Genomic DNA, 17,322 nt, shown 5'->3' with positions numbered 1-17,322 from the left:
ACACGATTCGTCCTCTGGATGCGGTACATGCACACGCAAGTACCGCATCCAGAGGACGAAATGCGGGAGGGGTCAGGCCAGGTACTCGGCGGCGGCGCGGAGGCTGACGTAGGACCCGCTGAACGTGTCGATCCGCGGGCCGTCGCCCGAGTCCGGTCCCGGCACGCCGGTCTCGACCCGGATGTACTCCACGGAAGACTCGCGCAGCCAGCCGAGGAATTCGCGGACCTCGGGGTGCCGGTGCGCCTCGCGCGTCACGACCACGAGGTCGCGGGCGCCCTGGACGGCGTCGATCGCGGTCGCGATCTCGTCCCCGGTGACCTTGAGCGTCCGCGTGCCGGGCACGAGTCCGGTCAGATGCGAGCCGAGCCCCCACGGCATCGGGCCTGCCGCGATGATCGGCTCGGTCTCGATGTCGATGACCAGCGGCGGCCCCGCCAGCTTCGGCGAACCCTGGATCCGCAGCGCCTTGCGCGCCGCCTCCAGCCCGAGCTGGTGATCGACCGGGACGATCGGCGTCGGCACCGGCGGAGCACCGAGCGCCGCGACCCGCTCCGACGCCTCGGCCAGCCGCTCCAGCGGCAGCTCACCGGACTCGACGGCGGCCGCGATGACCGCCGCGATCCGGTTCAGCTCGTCCTCCTCGAACGACACACCGCCGAGGCACAACGCGTCGGCACCGGCGATCAGCGCGCGCACCGACGCCCGGCCGACCCCTTCGGTCCTGCCGAGTTCGCCCGCCACGGCACCCATGTCGAGCGCGTCGGTGATCACCGCGCCGGTGAAGCCGAGTTCGCCGCGCAGGACGTCGGTGAGCGCCTTCGGGTTGAGCGTCGCGGGCAGATCACCCCACGCGGGCACGACGAGATGCCCGGTCATCACCGCGCGCACCCCCGCCGCGATCGCGGCCTTGAACGGGACGAGTTCGATCTCGTGGAGTTCCGCTTCGGTCCTGGGCAGCACCGGCAGCGCGTGGTGCGAATCGTCGGTCGCCGCCCCGTGCCCGGGGAAATGCTTGGCCGACGCGGCCACGCCGTACTTCTGCAGCCCGGTGATGTACGCCGCGACATGCGGCGACGCCTTCACCGGATCCGAACCGAACGCCCGGACCCCGATCGAGGGATCCTCGGCCGCCAGCGTCAGATCCGCGCACGGGGCGAAGTTGATCGTGACCCCGCACGCGGCCAGCCGCTCGCCGAGCGCGGCCGCGACCGACGTCGTCAGCTCGACGTCGTCCGCGGCGCCGAGTGCGAGCGGCCCTGGGACGAACGAGCCGGTGGCGACGTCGAGCCGCGTGACGTCACCGCCCTCCTCGTCGATGCCGACGAGCACGTCGGGCCGTTCCGCCCGCAGCTGCGCGCTCAGCGCGGCCACCTGCTCGTCGTCGACCACGTTGCGGCCGAACAGGATCGCGCCGCCGAGACCGTCGGCGACCTTGCGCCGCAGCCAATCCGGCGCGGTCGTGCCGTCGAAACCCGAGACGAGCACGGATGCGGCGAGCTTTTCCGGTGAAGACAAGGATTATCCCTTCACTGCGCCTGCGGTCAGGTTGGACACGAGCTTGCGCTGGACGATGATGAAGAACACCAGCGCCGGAACGGCGTAGATGACCGACGCCGCCATGATGCCGCCCCAGTCCACGGAGAACGCCGTGCGGAACGAGGACAGCCACACCGGCAGCGTCTGCTTGTTCTGGTCGCGCATGAACACGAACGCGAACAGGAACTCGTTCCACGCGGTGATGAAACTGAACACCGAGGTGGTCACCAGTCCCGGCGCGAGCAACGGCAGCGTCACCCGGCGGAAGGCGCCCGCCCGGCTGCAACCGTCGATCATCGCGGCCTCTTCGAGGTCGTACGGGATGCCGTTGACGAAGCCGTAGAGCATCCAGCACGTGAAGGGCAGCGTCGCCGCGAAGTACACCAGCAGCAGCGAAGGCAGCTGATTGAGCAGCCCGGCGTCGCGCATCAGCAGGTACATCGGGATCAGCAGCGCTTCGAACGGCGCCAGCTGGGCGACGAGCACCAGCAGCAGGAATCCCTTGCGCCCGCGGAAACGCATACGGGACAGGGGAACCGCGGCCAGCACACCCGCGACGAGCGAGCACAGCACCGCGCCGAGCGTGACGATCAGGCTGTTGGTCAGGTACGTGGTGAACCCGGGCTTCGTCAGCGCCGTGACGAAGTTGTCGAACGTCGCCGTGGACGGGATCAGGTCGTAGTCCGGGGACAGGACCTGGCCCGGCGTCTTCAATGAGGACGTGACCATCCAGTAGGTCGGGAAGACGAACAGGAGGGCCACGAGCACGCCGAACGTGCCGAGACCGATCCGCTGGGTCAAGGACTTCTTCATGACAGGTCGGCCTCCTTCGAGCGCACCAGCAGCTGGACGTACCGGGCGGTGAGCAGGATCAGCACGAGCATCATCAGCAGGGCGGCGGTCGCCGCGAGGCCGAAGTGGTTGCCCGCGAGGCCCTTGAGGTACATGTAGACCGGCAGCGTCGTGCTGGCGCCGTCCGGCCCGCCCTGGCGGATCGCCCACACCTGGGCGAACAGCTTGAAGTCCCACAGCACCGACAGGAACGTGACCATGGTCAGGATCGGCCGGATCGCCGGCCAGCTGACCGCCCAGAACGCCTGCCAGGCGTTCGCGCCGTCGATACCCGCGGCCTCGTACTGCTCCTTCGGGACGCCCAGCAGCCCGGCGTAGAGCGTGAACGCCACGAACGGCACTGCCTGCCAGACCACCAGCAGGCCGATCACGGTCAGCGTGCTCGGGCCGGTGGAGAACCAGGAATGCCCGATGAAACCCTCGAAACCGAGTTTCGCGAGCGTCTTGTTCAGGATCCCGTACTGCTGGTCGAAGATCCACTGGAAGACCGTGGTCGTCGCGAGCACCGGGGTCGCCCACGCGAGGATCAGCGCGACCTGCAGGATCACCCGGACCACCGGGTTCAGGTGCCGCATCAGGAGCGCCATGAACAGCGCGAGCAGCAGGGTGGCGATCACGACCGCGGCGGTGAACACCAGCGTGCGGACCGTGATCTCCCAGAATTCGGAGTCGGACAGGATCTCGGTGAAGTTCTCGAACCCGACCCAGACCATCTCTCCGGAGACCAGCTCACGGAGGTCGAGCTTGCGGAGACTGATCCCGACCAGCTGCAGCGTCGGCCAGCCCAGCAGGACCAGGATCGCGACCAGTGCGGGAAGGATCAACAGGTACGGCGCCGTCCGTTCGCCGAGACGGAGGCGCCGATTGGACTTCGGCGGCTTGATGCGCGGCGATGCCGGCGGGGTGGCCCCCGCCGGCATCGTCACATCTTTGGTCGTGGTCATCCGCCGATGAGCTTGTCGAGCGCTGCGTTGGCGTCGGCGGTCGCCTGGTCGAGCGTCTTCGTTCCGGTCAGGTAGGCGGTCAGCATGTCCTTGATCGGGTTCTGACCGGATTCGACGTCACCCCACTTGGGGCTGGCCGGCACGGCGCGGCCGTTCTTGGACGCCTCGGCCATGACCTTGGTGAGCGGGTTCGACTCGAGCGCGGACACGTCGGTCGAGGTACCGGGGACGTAACCGGCCTTGGCCAGCTCGGTCTGGTACTTCGGGGTGGAGAACAGCTTGACGTAGTCCTTGGCCGCGGCCGAGTTCTTGCTGTTGGCCGGGATGACCAGGTTCGAGCCGCCGAGGAAGACCGGGGCCGACTTGCCGGCGGTCTTGCCGGGGATCGGGAAGGCGCCGGACTTCTCCTTGATCGACGGGTCGGTCTTGGCCGCGGTGTCGACCTCGCCCGGGACACCGATCATCATCGCGACCTTGCCCGCGCCGTAGATACCGGCCTGCTGCGGGGTGGCCTCGTCGGCGTCCTTCGGCGCCTTGGTGCCCGAAGCCTCGGTGAGCTGCTTGTAGAACTCCAGCCCGGCCTTCGCCTGCGGGGTGTCCAGCGTCGACTTGAAGGACTTCCCGTTGGCCTGTGCGATGTCGCCGCCCTCGTCCCAGATGTAGGACAGCAGCTCGTACCAGTTCTGGCCGGGGTGGTAGACGGCCTGGAACTCCGGGTCGCTGCCGAACTTGGCCTTGAGCTTGGTGATCGCGTCGAGCCATTCCGCGCGCGTCTTCGGCGTCGCGGTGACACCGGCCTGCTCGAACATGTCCTTGCGGTAGATGACCTCACGGTTGGCCGCGTAGAACGGGACGCCGTAGGTCTTGCCGTCGAATTCGCCCGAGGCCTTGAGGCCCTGGAGCCACTGGGCGCCGTTGAAGTCGTTGACGCTCGAGGTGAGGTCGGCGAGCACGCCCTGGTTCGCGAACGCGGGGGTCTGGGTGTTGCCCAGCTCGATCACGTCCGGCGGGTTGTCACTGGCCAGCGCGGTGGTCAGCTTCTGCTGGATGCCGTTCCACTGCTGGATCTCGTACTTGACCTTGACGCCGGGGTGCGCGTCTTCGAATTCCTTGTGGAGCGAGTTCGTCAGGGCTTCCGGGGCGGTCCCCGTCATGAGCCAGACCGTGAGCGTGCCGTTCGAGGCCGGAGCGCTCGAATTCGTGCTGTCGCCACTGCCGGAACCGGCGCAGCCCGCCGTCGCGAGGGTGATGGCGGCGGCGCCCGCAGCCATCTTGAGCCAGCGCTTCACTCGTGCCGTCCTTTCGATGCCCGGCCACCATGCCGGGCTCCCACAAAATGGTGTAGACCAATGCGGGCAGCGTGGTACGTACCACTCCGACTGTCAAGCAGGTGGCCGGTTCGTTGTAAACGAGCCGCAATCTTTAACCTTGAGTGAGCGCATGATCACGCTGATGATCGGATTCCGGCGTCCTCGTCAGCGCCTCGCGAGGCGTGCTGACATGCGGTTTTTCTTTGGCTGTACCGGTGATCGGGGCATTCGGCGGGAGGCCGTTGCGCCGTTCGGACGCACGCGAGACTCGCGTTCGCGAACCGTGGCTCGCAACGTCTCCCGCGGCTCCGCGGGCTAGCGGACGTCCTCGTCTTCGGCCGGCGGTTCGATGCCGAGCAGCGCGCGCGTCTGGTCCTGGAGGAACCACGCCAGCGTCGCGCAGGCGATCAGCAGGACGAGCGGCAGGACCGGGCCGCCGTTGGGGAGGATGAACAGCTCCGTGACGCTCGCGCCGACCATGACCCCGGCCAGCAGGAGCGCCGACGGCCCGCCGAGGCGGGGAACGAGCAGCCCGATCGCGCCGCCGACCTCGAGCACGCCGGTGACGTACCGGAGCCATTGCCCGAGCCCGATCTCGGCGAAGGTCTGTTCGGTGTGGCCGCCCGCGAACAGCAGGTAACCGCTGTAGAGGAACTCGGCCGCGAGCGCGACGCGCACGATCCACAGCACGATCGAGCCGGCGAGCCTGCCGCGGTTACCGCTGGTTCCTTCGGGCATGCCGGGATCCTTCTCCTGGTGAGCGGGGCTGGCAAGGCGCCGAAACGGGCGATCTCGTGAGGCACGGGTTCGGCTCGGAGCGACACGTCACTTCTGCTCACCGAGGAGTATCTGTTCGAGCAGCAGGTCCACGTCCCTGGCGGACTCGGCTTCGCCTATCCGGTGGAACGTTTCGGCGGCGCGGAGCGCGCGGCGGGCGGCTTCCCGTACCCGGCCCGCGGCGCTGAGCACGTGGGCGGCGACGTGGTCGAGCTGGGCGACGAGATGTTCCCTGACGGGCGCGGTTTCGGTCTCCACGGCGTGCACGGCGGTTTCCGCGGCGTCGAGCGCGGTCAGCGCCGCGTCGAGGTCGCCGGACCGCAGCCGGGACAGCGTCGCGGCGTTGCGGCAAGTGGCGGCCACGTAGCCGCCGCCGATCGCCGAAGCCGCATCTGCGGCCCGCCCGTAGAAGTCGGCGGCGTTCGCGCCGTAGCCCAGCAGGTCGAGTTGCTCGGCGGCGGCCATGCTCACCGAGATGAAGGAATGCCCGGTGTCGCCCGAATCCTGGAGTATTTCGGCGAGGACGGCGTATTCGTCGAAGGCGCGCGAGGATTCGCCGAGCGCGCGATAGCTGTCGGCGTACATCCACCGGCAGCGGTGTGCCCAGTCCGGTGACGCGGTGAGCAGGGCGATGGTGCGCGGCGCGACGTCGAGTACGTCGTCGTACCGGCCGGCGCCGTGCAGCGCGGTGACGAGGACGTACCAATGTTCCGCGGTGTCCTTGCCTTTCGACGCGGCGACACCGAGGGCCGCGTAGGCGTCGTCGACGGCTTCGGCGAACCGGCCGGTGCCGATCAGCGACAGGGCACGGAGATGACGGAGATGTCCGCGCAAGCGTTCCGGGCCGCCAACGGGCAACGTCGACAGCAGGTGCTCGACGAAAAGGTCCAATTCGTCGAGCGATCCCGTGCGCTCGTAGGCGATCCGGACCTGTTCGACGGCTTCGACGGCCTTCTCTCCGACGTTTCCGACGATGAAGGCGTCCGTCGCCGCTCGCGCGAGTTCCAGCGCGGTCACCGGATCCTCGCCGTCGCCGTTCCGCAGTGACGCTTCCAGGCAGAGAAGTGTGCCGTGGAGCAAGGGATCGCCGGCTTCGCGAGCCCGCACGGCACCTCGCCGCAAGGCTTCGTACGCCTCGGAATTACGGCCCTGTCCGGAAAGGACGTGCGCCAGCCAATATTCGCCCCAGCAGGCGGCGCGATCGTCCGTCCCGGCGCGCAACCGCGCCGCGGCCACGGTGGTCAACGCGACCCCGGTCTCGGCCTGGTCGTCGAAAACGAGCCAGAGCCCGAGCCAGCATTGGTTGAGCAGGAACCGGATTTCGTCGTTCTGGCGCCGGAATCCGGCGGCGGCCCGGCGCAGCCGTTCCTCGGTGTCGTCGCCCTGGAAGAAGATCGCGCGCAGTTCGGTCAGCCGCGGGGCGATTTCGTCCGGGACGGTTTCGATCGCCGCGAGACAGGCTCGCGCCTCGTCCGGCTCGCACCGGTGATTGTGGATCTCCGCGCGGACGACCAGTTCCTCGGCGGACAACCCCGGCGGGGGCGCGATCGGGACCCGGGGGAGCGCGGAAGGCAGGAGCGGCACGAATTCCGCGACCGGGTTCTCGGCCATTTTCCGTTCGGCGTACGCGGTGAAATAGCCGGTGTCCTCGTGCTCGTCGAGTTCTTCGGCTTCGACGAGCGCCGCCGCCCGCATCCGCCGGTGGAGCCTGCTCAGGGGGACACCGTCGTACGGGCCGTCGAGAATGAACGGGATCGCGCCGTATCCGGTTTCCGTCAACCGGCGGGTGAGCAGCGCGGCCGAGGCGAAGAACTCCAGCCTGTCCACGGCGTCCCCATGGTCGCCCACACCGTCCAAAAGCGACAGAAGCTCGACGCCGGTGTGCTCGTTGCCGGTGAGGGCGCAGAACTCCAGGCGCAGCGCGTGATCGCCGTAGCGGAGCGGATCCCCGGCCGACGCCCTGCTCACCCATCGGTAGGTCGACGCGGCCTCGGCGTATTTGCCGGCGGCCGCCAGCGGTACCAGGGTCCGGCAGAGCCGGGTGATCTCGGCTCCACCGGAGCCGTCCGCGCCCGCGCGGCGTGGTTCCACTTCCATGGTCCTGCCCCCAGAACAATGACGTCGACGCCGGATCTTAACTCCCGGCGCCGCGTCATGACCCTGCTTTCGGGTGGTTCAGGGGACCCGTACGGCGGCGATTTGCGTCGCTTGCCCGATCAACCGGTTCTTCTCGTCCCAGAGTTCGGCGACCTCGTCCATCCGGTCGCCGCCGATCTCGCCCGCGCGCATCCGCACCCGCACCGGGCCCGGCGCCGGGATGCCGCGCAGGTACGCGGTGAACTGGACGGTCGGTGCCCAGCCCGCGATGCCGAGGTCGTAGGAGATCGGTGGCACCGGGTCGAGCGCCACGAGCAGGCTCACCGGATCCCAGTCGGTGCCGTCGGCGAGCCGCAGCCAGGACGAGATGACGCCTTTCCGGGACGGCCGTCCCACCGCGAACCCCGCTGACGCCGGGTCGATCCGCTGCTCGACGACGTCCATCAGGCCGATCCGGAAGCCGCCCCCGCCGTCGGCCGGTACGGGCAGGCAGTCCTGCTCCGGCGGGATCTCGACCGGGTCCACTCCGGACCACCACGCGTCGCCGTCGGCCAGGACGCCCTGGGTGATCAGGGCTTCGGTGCAGGGCTTGCCGTGCTGGCTCAGCCGCGCGCGCAACTGGGTGAGGCCGCGCCCTTCGCGCAGCACCTCGACCTCGACGACCGCCGGGCCGGGCTCCGGGGCCACGGAGAACGAGCCGCTGATCGCGGTCAGATGCGGATGCGAGGAGACCTCGGCGGCCGCCCTGGCGAGCCCGGCGAGCAGATAGCCGCCGTGCAGCTTGGTCCCGATCGTCCACTGTGGATCGAGTTCGGTGTCGAACACCGGGCCGTCGTCCCGGCGGACGAGGGCGGTCGCGGTCTGGAAAGGCGCCATGACCCAAGCTGACATCGTCAAGTTGACGGTGTCAAGTCAATGCTGGCAGCATCACCGCATGGGCGCGAAGCGGACGAAGGCGCGGCCGGGTGAAGGGGAGAAGCTGCGGGGCGAGATCCTGTGCGCCGCCGACGCCCTGCTCGGCGAGGCGGGGACCGACGAGGCGCTGACGCTGCGTGCCGTCGCGCGCCGGACCGGCGTCTCCACACCGTCGGTCTACGCCCACTTCCCGAGCCGCGACGCCTTGTTGGAGGCGGTCTGCCTGCGGGTGTGGGACGAACTCGCGCACCGGATGCGGGAACACGCCGTCGAGGTAGCCGATCCGATGCGCGCGCTCAGCCGGTGCGCGCGGGTGTACGCGCGGTTCGCGCTCGACCATCCGGTGCAGTACCGGGTGCTCCTGATGCGTCCCTCCGGCGGTTCGTCTCCCGGCGCGGTCGCCTGTTTCCGGTATCTCACCGACGCGACGGTCACCTGCGTGCGGGCCGGGATCCTGCACGGTGAGCCGGAAGTCCTCGCGATGGGGCTCTGGTCGGCGATGCACGGCTGCGTGAGCCTGCTGATCGCCCAGCCGGGCTTCGGCTGGCCGGAGGAACCGGAGGCGCTGATCGACACCGTCATCCGGATGGCCGGTCTCGGCACGGCGCTCGCCTCCCGCGTGCCCCGGGACGCCATTCCGCCGAGTGCCGTACTGGCGGAGGACCTCGACGGACTGGCGGCGGGCTGGGCGGTGCGGGCGGGGCGGACTGGATAGGCTCTGCGCATGTCCGAGACCCCGACCGCCGCCGACCGGCTCCAGGTGCTCGAAGCCATCACCGACACGTCCTTGGGGAAACTCGGTCAGGACAAGGTGATGGCCACGCTCCTCGCGCGCGTCCGCGAGGTCCTCGGGGTCGACACGGCCACGGTGCTCCGGCTCGACCCGACGGCGCAGCAACTGCAGGCCATCGCCGCCTCCGGGATCGAGGAGGAGGTCTACCAGGACGTCCGGATCCCCCTCGGGGCCGGCTTCGCGGGGCGGGTCGCCGAGCAGCGGCGACCGGTGATCATCGACCACGTCGACGCGACCACGGTGCTGAACGCGCTCCTGTGGGAGCGAGGGCTGCGCACGCTGCTCGGCGTGCCGATGATGGCCGAGGACGAACTGGTCGGTGTGCTCCACGTCGGATCCGTGACGCCGCGGGAGTTCTCCGAGACCGACGTCGAACTGCTGCGGCTGGTGGCCGCGCGGCTCGCGCTGGAGGTGCAGATCGACATCGCCGCCAGCGATCGCGCGGCCGCCGCGGCGCTCCAGCGGAGCCTGGTGCCCGCCCGGCTGCCCGCCGTCTCCGGGATGCGGTTCGCCGCCCGGTACGTGCCGGGAAGCGAGCCCGGCGTCGGCGGTGACTGGTACGACCTGTTCTCGTTGCCGGACGGCCGTCTCGGCATCGTGATGGGCGACGTCGCCGGGCACGGCCTCAACGCCGCGGTGATCATGGGCCGCCTGCGCAGCGCCCTGCGCGCCTACGCGCTCGACTCGGACGATCCGGCGGAGGTGCTGTCCAAACTGGACCGGAAGGTCCAGCATTTCGAGCCGGGAGCGCTGGCCACCGTCGTGTACGGGTCGGTGTCGGCTTCGCGGGACAGCATCGCGATCTCGCTGGCGGGGCACCTGCCGCCGGTCCTCGCGGCGCCCGGTGAGCCCTCGGTGTTCGTCGAGGCACCGGTCGACCCGCCCATCGGGGTCTCCGGGCCGGGGCGCCGAAGAATCGAGCTCGACCTGCCGCCCGGCGCCGTGCTCGCCTTCTACACCGACGGTCTCGTGGAGCGCCGGGACCAGCTGATCGACGTCGGCCTGCAACGGCTCGCCGACGTGATCACCGCCGACCCGCCTTCGACGGTCTGCGCCCGGGTGATGGCCGCGCTCGTCGGCAACACGCCCGCCCAGGACGACATCGCCCTCCTCGTGGCCCGATGCGACCGGAACTGAGTCACCGGACCGGGTGATTCGCGCGGCGGTTCACGGCCGCGAGCTCGACGGTCCTGGCGATCCGCCGCTCCCGGGTTTCCGGCTTCTTCGCCGTCAGGATCCATTCCAGGATCAGCCTTTTCGACGACGGCGGAAACCGCTCGAAATGGGTACGGGCGGCCTCGTCGGCGTCGAGCCGGGCACGCAGATCCTCCGGGACGCCCTCGCCGTCCGGAACCACCTGCCAGCGGCCCTTCTCCTTGGCGAGGTCGATCATCGCCTGCCCGCGTCCGGTCATCAGGCCCTCGGCGATCAGGCGGGTGGCCCGCTCACGGTTGACGCGACTCCACGAACTCCGGGGGCTGCGCGGCGTGAACCGCAGCCGGGAACTCGTGGCGTCGTGCTTGCGGTGCAGCCCGTCGATCCAGCCGAAGCACAGGGCCTGCTCCATCGCCTCTTCGATCCGGATGCTCGGGACGCCGCTGCCCTTGTGCCGGATGACCAGCCAGACCTCCTTCGCGGTCCCGGCGTGCTCGGCGAGCCAAGCGCGCCACTCGGCGGGGGAGGCGGCGCTGAAGGTGGTCTCGTCCATGGCCGGGTTCCTTTCGTCGTAGGAGTCTGCGACCATCATCGGAACCAAAGTGCTCACCGAGTGAGCGCTTTTCGAAAGGAGGTGGCCCGGATGGAGATCTGGGTGAACCCGGCGTGCTCCAAATGCCGGACCGCGGTGTCGATGCTGGACGAGGCGGGAGCCGAGTACACCGTGCGGAAGTACCTCGAAGAGCCGCCGACGGCGAAGGAACTGAAGGCCGTCCTCAAGCGGCTCGGGCTCGAACCGTGGGACATCGCCCGTACCGCCGAGCCGATCGCGAAGGAACTCGAGCTGAAGACGTGGGGGCGCACGCCCGCCGACCGTGATCGGTGGGTCGAGGCGCTGGTCACCCATCCGAAGCTGATCCAGCGTCCGATCATCACCGCCGACGACGGCACGACCGTCGTCGCCCGGACCCCGGAGGCCGTGCGGTCGGTGCTGCCCGCCTGATCGCCTCGTGCGTGGTGAGCGGCGCCAGCGTCAGGATCACGGCGGCCGCGCCCGCGAACACCGGCCGCAGCCCGAAGAGCTGCGCGAGCAGCCCGGCCGCCGCGGCCCCCAGCGGTTTGGTGCCCCACGCGACGAGCCGGTGGCCGCTGGTGGCCCGCCCCAGCAGGTGATCCGGGATGATCCGCTGCCGCAGCGAAACGACGACGACGTTCCACACCATGACCCCGGCCCCGCCGAGGAAGAAGACCGCGCCGATGACATACGGATTCGTGGTCACCGCCGGGACTGCGGCGAACGCGGCGCCGGTGAACAGGGTGAGCGCCAGCGTGCGGGAGCGGCCGAGCGCGAGTTCCACGCGCTCGGCCGCGAACGACCCCGCGAAACCGCCGAGGGCGATGGTGGCGAACAGGAATCCGTAGGCCTGCCCGGACAGTCCCATCGCCGACGACGGGCCGACCGCGTAGAGCACGAAGAGCGTGATCACGGCACTCGTGGCGAGGTTGAACCCGCCGACCATGATCGCCAGGAGCCGGAGAAGCCGGTTCTCCCAAAGGAAACGCAGGCCCTCGACCAGATCTTGGCGCACGCTCGTGTCCCGCCTGCGTTCGGCGCGGAAAGCGCCGGGTACGAAGAAGAGCGCGGCCACCGCGACGATCCAGAGCGCCGAGGACGCCGAGAACGCCGCGAAAGCTCCCGCGGCGACAAGGAATCCGCCCAGTGGCGGGCCGGCGAACTCGTTGGCGGTGAGTTCGGCGGCGTGGAGGCGGCTGTTGGCCCGCGTGAGCCGGTCGCGGCCGGCGATCTGCGGGAGGATCGCCTGCGCGGCCGTGTCGTGGACCGTTTCGGCGATCCCGATCCCCAGCGCGGCCACGTAAAGCAGCCAGATCGACCCGAATCCCAGCGCGATCGCCGTCGCGAGCGCGGCGAGCAGGCTCGCGCGGACCACGTTGGCGGCGAGCATCGCGCGGCGCCGGTCGACGCGGTCGGCGAGCACCCCGGCGTGCAGGGCGAACAGAAGCCACGGCAAGGAAGACACGACCGCCAGGCCCGCGATGAGCGCCGGTGACCGGGTGAACTGGACGGCCACCAGGCCGAGCGCGATCTTGACGATCCCGTCGGCCAGGTTCGACAGCCCCGACGAACTCCACAGCCGCCAGTAGGCGGTCCCCAGCGAGGTCACCGATCGAGGATCGCACATCGATTGAGAAAACTCCATCGATGTTTCTCTTCTCCATCGGTCGGCTACGCTGCGGTCATGGACGATCAGGTCGCCGCGAGGGTCGCGGACCGGCGGCGGGAGGCGACGGCGCGCGAGGCCAAGGCGCTCGGTCATCCCTTGCGGCTGCGCATTCTCCGGCTCTGCGGCGAGCGGGAACTGACCAACAAGGAACTCGCCGTCCGGCTGGACAAGGACCCCGGCACCGTGCTCTACCACGTCCGGCAGCTCACCGAGGCCGGTCTGCTCGAACAGGCCCCGGTGCGCACCGGCCCGAGCGGTGCGCTGGAGAAGCCCTATCGCAGCGCCGGCAAGTCCTGGTGGCTGGACGGGCCGCTGAACGCCGAGGACGAAGACACCCGATTCGGGCCGATCGAGGCCTTCCAGGACGAACTCCGCGAGGCCGGGCCGGGTTCGGTGCGGGTGGTCGAGCGGTTCGCGCTGCACCTCTCGCCGGAAGAGGCCACCGAACTCGACAACCGCATCCTCGACATCCTCGACGAGTACGTGGCGACCGATCAGCAGCGGCTCGACAGGCCGCTGCTGAACGGGATCTTCCTGCTGCACCGCATGGCGGAGTGAGTCTCAGGTCAGCTCGCGGAAGAAAGCCCGGATGTCGCCCAGCAGCAGATCCGGCGCATCCTGCGTCGCCCAGTGGCTGCCGCGGTCGAACTCCTGCCACGACACGATGTTCGCGTGATCCCGTTCGGCGAAGCGCCGCAGCGGCCGGAAGTCGTAGGCGAAACTCGCCAGACCGGTCGGCGCGGTCGTCGGCTCGGTGGGGTGCTCCGTGTGCTTGTCCTCGTAGTAGAACCGTGCCGCCGAAGCCGCGGTGTTGGTGAGCCAGTACAGCGTGGCGTTGGTGAGCACGTGGTCGTCGCTCGTCGCCGCCAGCAGTTGCGCGCTCCACGCCAGCTGTCCGGTCGGCGAGTCGGCCAGCGCGTGCGCGAGGTTCTGCGGCGCGCTCTCCTGAAGTTTGGCGTAGCCCGACATGTCGTCGTTGAAGGACTGGAGGAACTGCATGTACTCCAGTTCCTTCTCGGTCATGCCCTCGAACTCCGCCGGGTCGCCGCTGGGGAACGAGAACAGCTGCGTGACGTGCACGCCGATCACGTGCTCCGCGTCGACGCGGCCGACCTCGGGGGCGACGAACGAACCGGCGTCGTTCCCGTGCGTGCCGTAGCGCTCGTAGCCAAGGCGGCGCATCAGCTCGGCCCAGGCCTGAGCCGTGCGGTACCGGTTCCAGCCCTTCTCCCGCGTCGGGCCGGAGAAGCCGAACCCGGGCAGCGACGGGATGACGACGTGGAACGCGTCGGCCGCGTCGCCGCCGTGAGCACGCGGGTCCGTCAGCTGGTCGATCAGATCGAGGTACTCGAAGACCGAGTTCGGCCAGCCGTGGGTGAGGATCAGCGGCTTCGCGTCCGGCTCCGGCGAACGGACGTGCAGGAAGTGGATGTTCTGCCCGTCGATCTCCGTGGTGAACTGCGGGTACTCGTTGAGCTTCGCCTCCCACTTGCGCCAGTCGTAGCCCTCGCGCCAGTACGAGACCAGGCGCCGCACGTACTCCAGCGGCACGCCGTACTCCCAGCCCGGCGTGACCGGTCCGCGCTGCACCCCGTCGGTCACCTGGTCTGCGGGCAGTTCGTTCGCCCAGCGGACGCGGGCCAGGCGGTCGGCCAGGTCGTCCAGTTCCGCCTGCGGGACCTCGACGCGGAAGGGCTTGATCTCGGTGTTTTCGCTCATGAGACCAAGATAGGATTCCATTAGGAACATCCCGTTCCTAATGGAGGAGCATCCTGAAAAAATGTTGGAAACCTCGGCGCGACTACTCCGTTTGCTCTCCCTCCTGCAGACTCCCCGTGACTGGACCGGCACCGAACTGGCGGAACGCCTGGAGGTCAGTGCCCGGACGATCCGCAACGACATCGAGCGGCTGCGCGCGCTCGGCTATCCGGTGGACGCGACCCGGGGATCGGTCGGGGGCTACCGCCTCGGCGCGGGCGCCGATCTGCCGCCGCTGCTGCTGGACGACGAGGAGGCGGTCGCCGTCGCGATCGGCCTGCGCACCGCGGCGGGCGGCACCATCGCGGGTGTGGAGGAGACGTCGTTGCGCGCGCTCGCCAAGCTGGAGCGGGTGCTCCCGTCCCGGTTGCGCCGCCGGGTGAACGCCCTGCAGGCGTACACGGTCCCGGTGCCGAGGGACGAACCCGGCCCGCGTGTCGCCGCCGAGACGCTCACGGTGCTGACGGCGTGCTGCCGGGATCGTGAAGTGCTGCGGTTCGGCTACCTGACCCACGACGGTTCGGAAAGCGTTCGCAAGGTCGAGCCGTACCGCCTGGTGAACTGGGGACGCCGCTGGTACCTCGTCGCCTGGGACCTCGACCGCGGCGACTGGCGCACCTTCCGCGTCGACAGGCTGACGCCGCGAGTTCCCACCGGTCCGCGGTTCACCGCGCGCGACCTGCCCGAGGACGTCACCGACCGCGTGCGGCGCGGGGTGTCGTCCGCCGCTTGGCGCTACCGGGCCGACGTCACCGTGCACGCGTCCGCCGAAGAGGTGACCGCGCGGATCAACCCGGCCGTCGGGACGGTGGAGGCCGTCGACGCGGACACCTGCGTTCTGCACACCGGCGCGGACAGCATCGAGACGATGGCCGTCCACTTAGGACTCCTCAACCTCCCTTTCCGGGTCACCGAACCCCCGCAGTTAGTCGGCTACTTGCGCGAGTTGGCCGACCGGTACCGCGACGCGACCCCGCATTTAGTCGACTAAGTGCGGGAAGGCGAGGGCGACGCGCCCCGCACTTAGTCGACTAAGTGCGGGGGAGGGCGAGGCGAGGCGTCGCGAAAGCCACTTTCGGGACGTCCAGGGTCGCGAAAGTGGCTTTCGCGACACGCCGTCGGGGCGGGGAGGGAGGCGCGCGACCGGGCCGGGCCCTCGGCGCGACCCGCGGTTAGTCGGCTAACTGCGAGCGAGGGTGCCCGCGGTTAGCCGACTAAGTGCGGGGGAGGGAGGGCGACCCGCGTTTAGTCGGCTAACTGCGGGGGTTAGCGGGCGAAGGTGGTCAGGAAGCGGTCCCGGAACGCGTCCATTCGCCACACCGGCGCGTTCCGGTCCGGGTTGAGGCCGTCCTGCCAGTTCCATCCGGCGATCTTGTCGAGCACCGCCTTGTCCCGCGTGACCACCGTGATCGGGACGTCGTGATCCGCGCCCGCACCGGCGACGATCGGGTTCGGCTGGTGATCGCCGAGGAACACGAGCACGAGATCGTCGCCCCCGTACGTCTCCACGTACGAGATCAGCGAGTTCAGCGAATAAGCGATCGAGTCGCCGTACGCGCCGCGTACGTTGGCCGGGTCGGTGAATACCTCCTCGGGCGTTTTCCCTTGCGAGGGCATGGGATCGTAGATCGACCCGTCGCCGACGTCCTTCCAATCGACCAGGCGGGGTAGCGGCGTCCACGGCCAGTGGCTGGTGACGAGGTCGATCTCCGCCATGAGCGGCGGCCGGTCCCGCTGTGCGCGTTCGGCGCGCTGGAAAGCCGAAAGCGTGAACTGGTCCGGCATCGTGGCGTAGGAGAACGGCGGTCCGCGATACCCGATGGTGCGGGAGTCGTAGTAGCGGTCGTAGCCGTAGACCTTGCCCTCCGGCCAGTCCTCGGTATGCGCCGGAACGACGCCGACGGTCTCCCAGCCCGCGCGCTTGAACGCACCCCCGAGGGTGAACCGGTCGGTCTTCACGAAGTCGTCGTACCGGTGCTGGCTGTCGACCCAGACGCCGGATTGGAACGTCGAGTGCGCCAGCCAGCTCCCCGCGCTCGTCGTCGGCGACGTCAGGAAAGCACTGCGCGAGGCGTATCCCGCGTTCTTCAGCCGGGCGGTCCCGGCGTCGAGCACCGCGTCGACCTTCGGCGCGATGTCCGAGTCCTGGACGGCCACGCGCCCGTAACTCTCGACGAAGGTGAACAGCACGTCCTTGCCGCGCAACGCGTTCAGCAGCCCGGACGCCGGAGTGTCACGGAAAGCGTCGACGGCGATCTCCTCGGCGAAGGCCTCCCTGTCCCGGATACCGGCTCGCACCTCGCGGAGGTCGTCGTAGGCGAAGGCGACCGCGCTGCGCGACGCGAACGGCTGTCCCGGAGCGAGTTGCGCACCGGAAACCGCGCACACCATCCAGAGCACGCTGAGCACGGCCGTCACCCGGGTCGACGCGGTGCGCCGTCCGGCCACCACCCGGCTCAGCCGCAGGACGGCCAGCGCCATCAGCACGATCACGACCACGGCCAGGAGCGTCAGCCCGGCGAACGACGCGAGCGCGCCCGCCCGGCCGATCGACGTGCCGAGCAGGTCGACCCCGTTACCGAGCACACCCCAGTCGAACACCGGGTTGAACCGCCGGTTCAGCGCGAGCCCGAAACCGATGTCGATGGCCTTGAGCACGGTCAGGAGCCCGAGGAACGCGCCGGCCGACACCGCGACGACGCGCCGCGCGCCGTCGCGCAGCATGAGCACGACCGCGACTCCGAGCAGCGCCTCCACCGGCAGCCGCACGAACGCCTCCGGCGTCAGCCCGTCGAGGTCGGCCGGCGCGAGCAGGGCGAACAGCACGAGCACCGCGGACGCCGTCGTCGCCGCGCTGGACGCGATCTCGCGGGCTGCCGTCCGGTCGCCGGGCAGGCCGGCCAGTGCGGGACGCGGGAAAACCGACAAGGCGGGTTCCT

16 protein-coding genes are annotated in these 17,322 nt (G+C 69.7%); 5 read left to right on the top strand and 11 right to left on the bottom strand.

Annotated features, from left to right (window positions below; all coding sequences use genetic code 11):
* Nucleotides 1-72: 72 nt before the first annotated feature.
* The 7 genes from ACXIZN_RS26615 to ACXIZN_RS26585 form a co-directional block, all read right to left on the bottom strand.
* Complete coding sequence (locus tag ACXIZN_RS26615) at nt 73-1,518, bottom strand: glycoside hydrolase family 3 protein (RefSeq protein WP_457957608.1); 1,446 nt, start codon at nt 1,516-1,518, stop codon at nt 73-75.
* A gap of 3 nt (nt 1,519-1,521) precedes the next feature.
* Nucleotides 1,522-2,352: a carbohydrate ABC transporter permease gene (locus tag ACXIZN_RS26610; protein WP_457957606.1), complete on the bottom strand. Its 831-nt coding sequence runs from the start codon at nt 2,350-2,352 to the stop codon at nt 1,522-1,524.
* Nucleotides 2,349-3,335 (bottom strand): carbohydrate ABC transporter permease, encoded by a 987-nt coding sequence (locus tag ACXIZN_RS26605; protein ID WP_457957604.1) that lies wholly within the window; start codon nt 3,333-3,335, stop codon nt 2,349-2,351. Before ACXIZN_RS26605 ends, ACXIZN_RS26610 begins: the two co-directional genes overlap by 4 nt.
* A complete protein-coding gene (locus ACXIZN_RS26600; protein ID WP_457957603.1) occupies nt 3,332-4,624 on the bottom strand; it encodes a sugar ABC transporter substrate-binding protein in 1,293 nt (430 codons plus the stop codon). Before ACXIZN_RS26600 ends, ACXIZN_RS26605 begins: the two co-directional genes overlap by 4 nt.
* A gap of 336 nt (nt 4,625-4,960) precedes the next feature.
* Nucleotides 4,961-5,383, bottom strand: coding sequence for a DoxX family protein (locus ACXIZN_RS26595; protein WP_457957602.1), 423 nt, complete (start codon nt 5,381-5,383; stop codon nt 4,961-4,963).
* An 87-nt stretch (nt 5,384-5,470) separates the two neighbouring features.
* Nucleotides 5,471-7,519: a hypothetical protein gene (locus tag ACXIZN_RS26590; RefSeq protein ID WP_457957600.1), complete on the bottom strand. Its 2,049-nt coding sequence runs from the start codon at nt 7,517-7,519 to the stop codon at nt 5,471-5,473.
* Between the two features lie 78 nt (nt 7,520-7,597).
* Nucleotides 7,598-8,395, bottom strand: a complete 798-nt coding sequence (locus ACXIZN_RS26585) for a thioesterase family protein (protein WP_457957598.1) — start codon at nt 8,393-8,395, stop codon at nt 7,598-7,600.
* A gap of 58 nt (nt 8,396-8,453) precedes the next feature.
* Between ACXIZN_RS26585 and ACXIZN_RS26580 the strand changes: the two genes are divergently transcribed.
* On the top strand, nt 8,454-9,149 hold the full coding sequence (locus ACXIZN_RS26580) for a TetR/AcrR family transcriptional regulator (RefSeq protein WP_457957596.1): 696 nt from the start codon (nt 8,454-8,456) through the stop codon (nt 9,147-9,149).
* Nucleotides 9,150-9,158: 9 nt separating this feature from the next.
* A complete protein-coding gene (locus ACXIZN_RS26575) occupies nt 9,159-10,364 on the top strand; it encodes a PP2C family protein-serine/threonine phosphatase (RefSeq protein WP_457957594.1) in 1,206 nt (401 codons plus the stop codon).
* 1 nt (nt 10,365) lies between these two features.
* Here ACXIZN_RS26575 and ACXIZN_RS26570 read toward each other — a convergent pair whose 3' ends face one another.
* The gene (locus tag ACXIZN_RS26570; RefSeq protein ID WP_457957592.1) at nt 10,366-10,935 is read right to left on the bottom strand and encodes a YdeI/OmpD-associated family protein; all 570 of its coding nucleotides are present in this window, start codon (nt 10,933-10,935) and stop codon (nt 10,366-10,368) included.
* 90 nt (nt 10,936-11,025) lie between these two features.
* On the opposite strand from ACXIZN_RS26570, the gene ACXIZN_RS26565 reads away from it, so the two are divergent.
* Nucleotides 11,026-11,385 (top strand): arsenate reductase family protein, encoded by a 360-nt coding sequence (locus tag ACXIZN_RS26565; RefSeq protein WP_457957590.1) that lies wholly within the window; start codon nt 11,026-11,028, stop codon nt 11,383-11,385.
* Here the strand turns inward: ACXIZN_RS26565 and ACXIZN_RS26560 are convergent.
* Nucleotides 11,315-12,565, bottom strand: coding sequence for an MFS transporter (locus ACXIZN_RS26560; protein WP_457957588.1), 1,251 nt, complete (start codon nt 12,563-12,565; stop codon nt 11,315-11,317). The two genes, ACXIZN_RS26565 and ACXIZN_RS26560, sit on opposite strands and share 71 nt — an antisense overlap.
* 75 nt (nt 12,566-12,640) lie before the next feature.
* Between ACXIZN_RS26560 and ACXIZN_RS26555 the strand changes: the two genes are divergently transcribed.
* The gene (locus ACXIZN_RS26555; protein WP_457957586.1) at nt 12,641-13,183 is read left to right on the top strand and encodes an ArsR/SmtB family transcription factor; all 543 of its coding nucleotides are present in this window, start codon (nt 12,641-12,643) and stop codon (nt 13,181-13,183) included.
* A 3-nt stretch (nt 13,184-13,186) separates the two neighbouring features.
* On the opposite strand, the gene ACXIZN_RS26550 is transcribed toward ACXIZN_RS26555, so the two are convergent.
* On the bottom strand, nt 13,187-14,344 hold the full coding sequence (locus ACXIZN_RS26550; protein ID WP_457957584.1) for an epoxide hydrolase family protein: 1,158 nt from the start codon (nt 14,342-14,344) through the stop codon (nt 13,187-13,189).
* A gap of 61 nt (nt 14,345-14,405) precedes the next feature.
* On the opposite strand from ACXIZN_RS26550, the gene ACXIZN_RS26545 reads away from it, so the two are divergent.
* Nucleotides 14,406-15,374: a helix-turn-helix transcriptional regulator gene (locus ACXIZN_RS26545; RefSeq protein WP_457957582.1), complete on the top strand. Its 969-nt coding sequence runs from the start codon at nt 14,406-14,408 to the stop codon at nt 15,372-15,374.
* Nucleotides 15,375-15,649: 275 nt separating this feature from the next.
* Here the strand turns inward: ACXIZN_RS26545 and ACXIZN_RS26540 are convergent, their stop codons facing one another.
* Nucleotides 15,650-17,311 carry a sulfatase gene (locus ACXIZN_RS26540; RefSeq protein WP_457957580.1) on the bottom strand — a complete coding sequence of 554 codons (1,662 nt, stop codon included), beginning with the start codon at nt 17,309-17,311 and terminating at the stop codon, nt 15,650-15,652.
* Nucleotides 17,312-17,322 lie beyond the last annotated feature (11 nt).

It is taken from the genome of Amycolatopsis sp. TRM77291 (genome assembly GCF_054166285.1).
The sequence above is the reverse complement of the archived record's forward strand: the minus strand, read 5'-3'. Positions and strand labels throughout refer to the sequence as shown.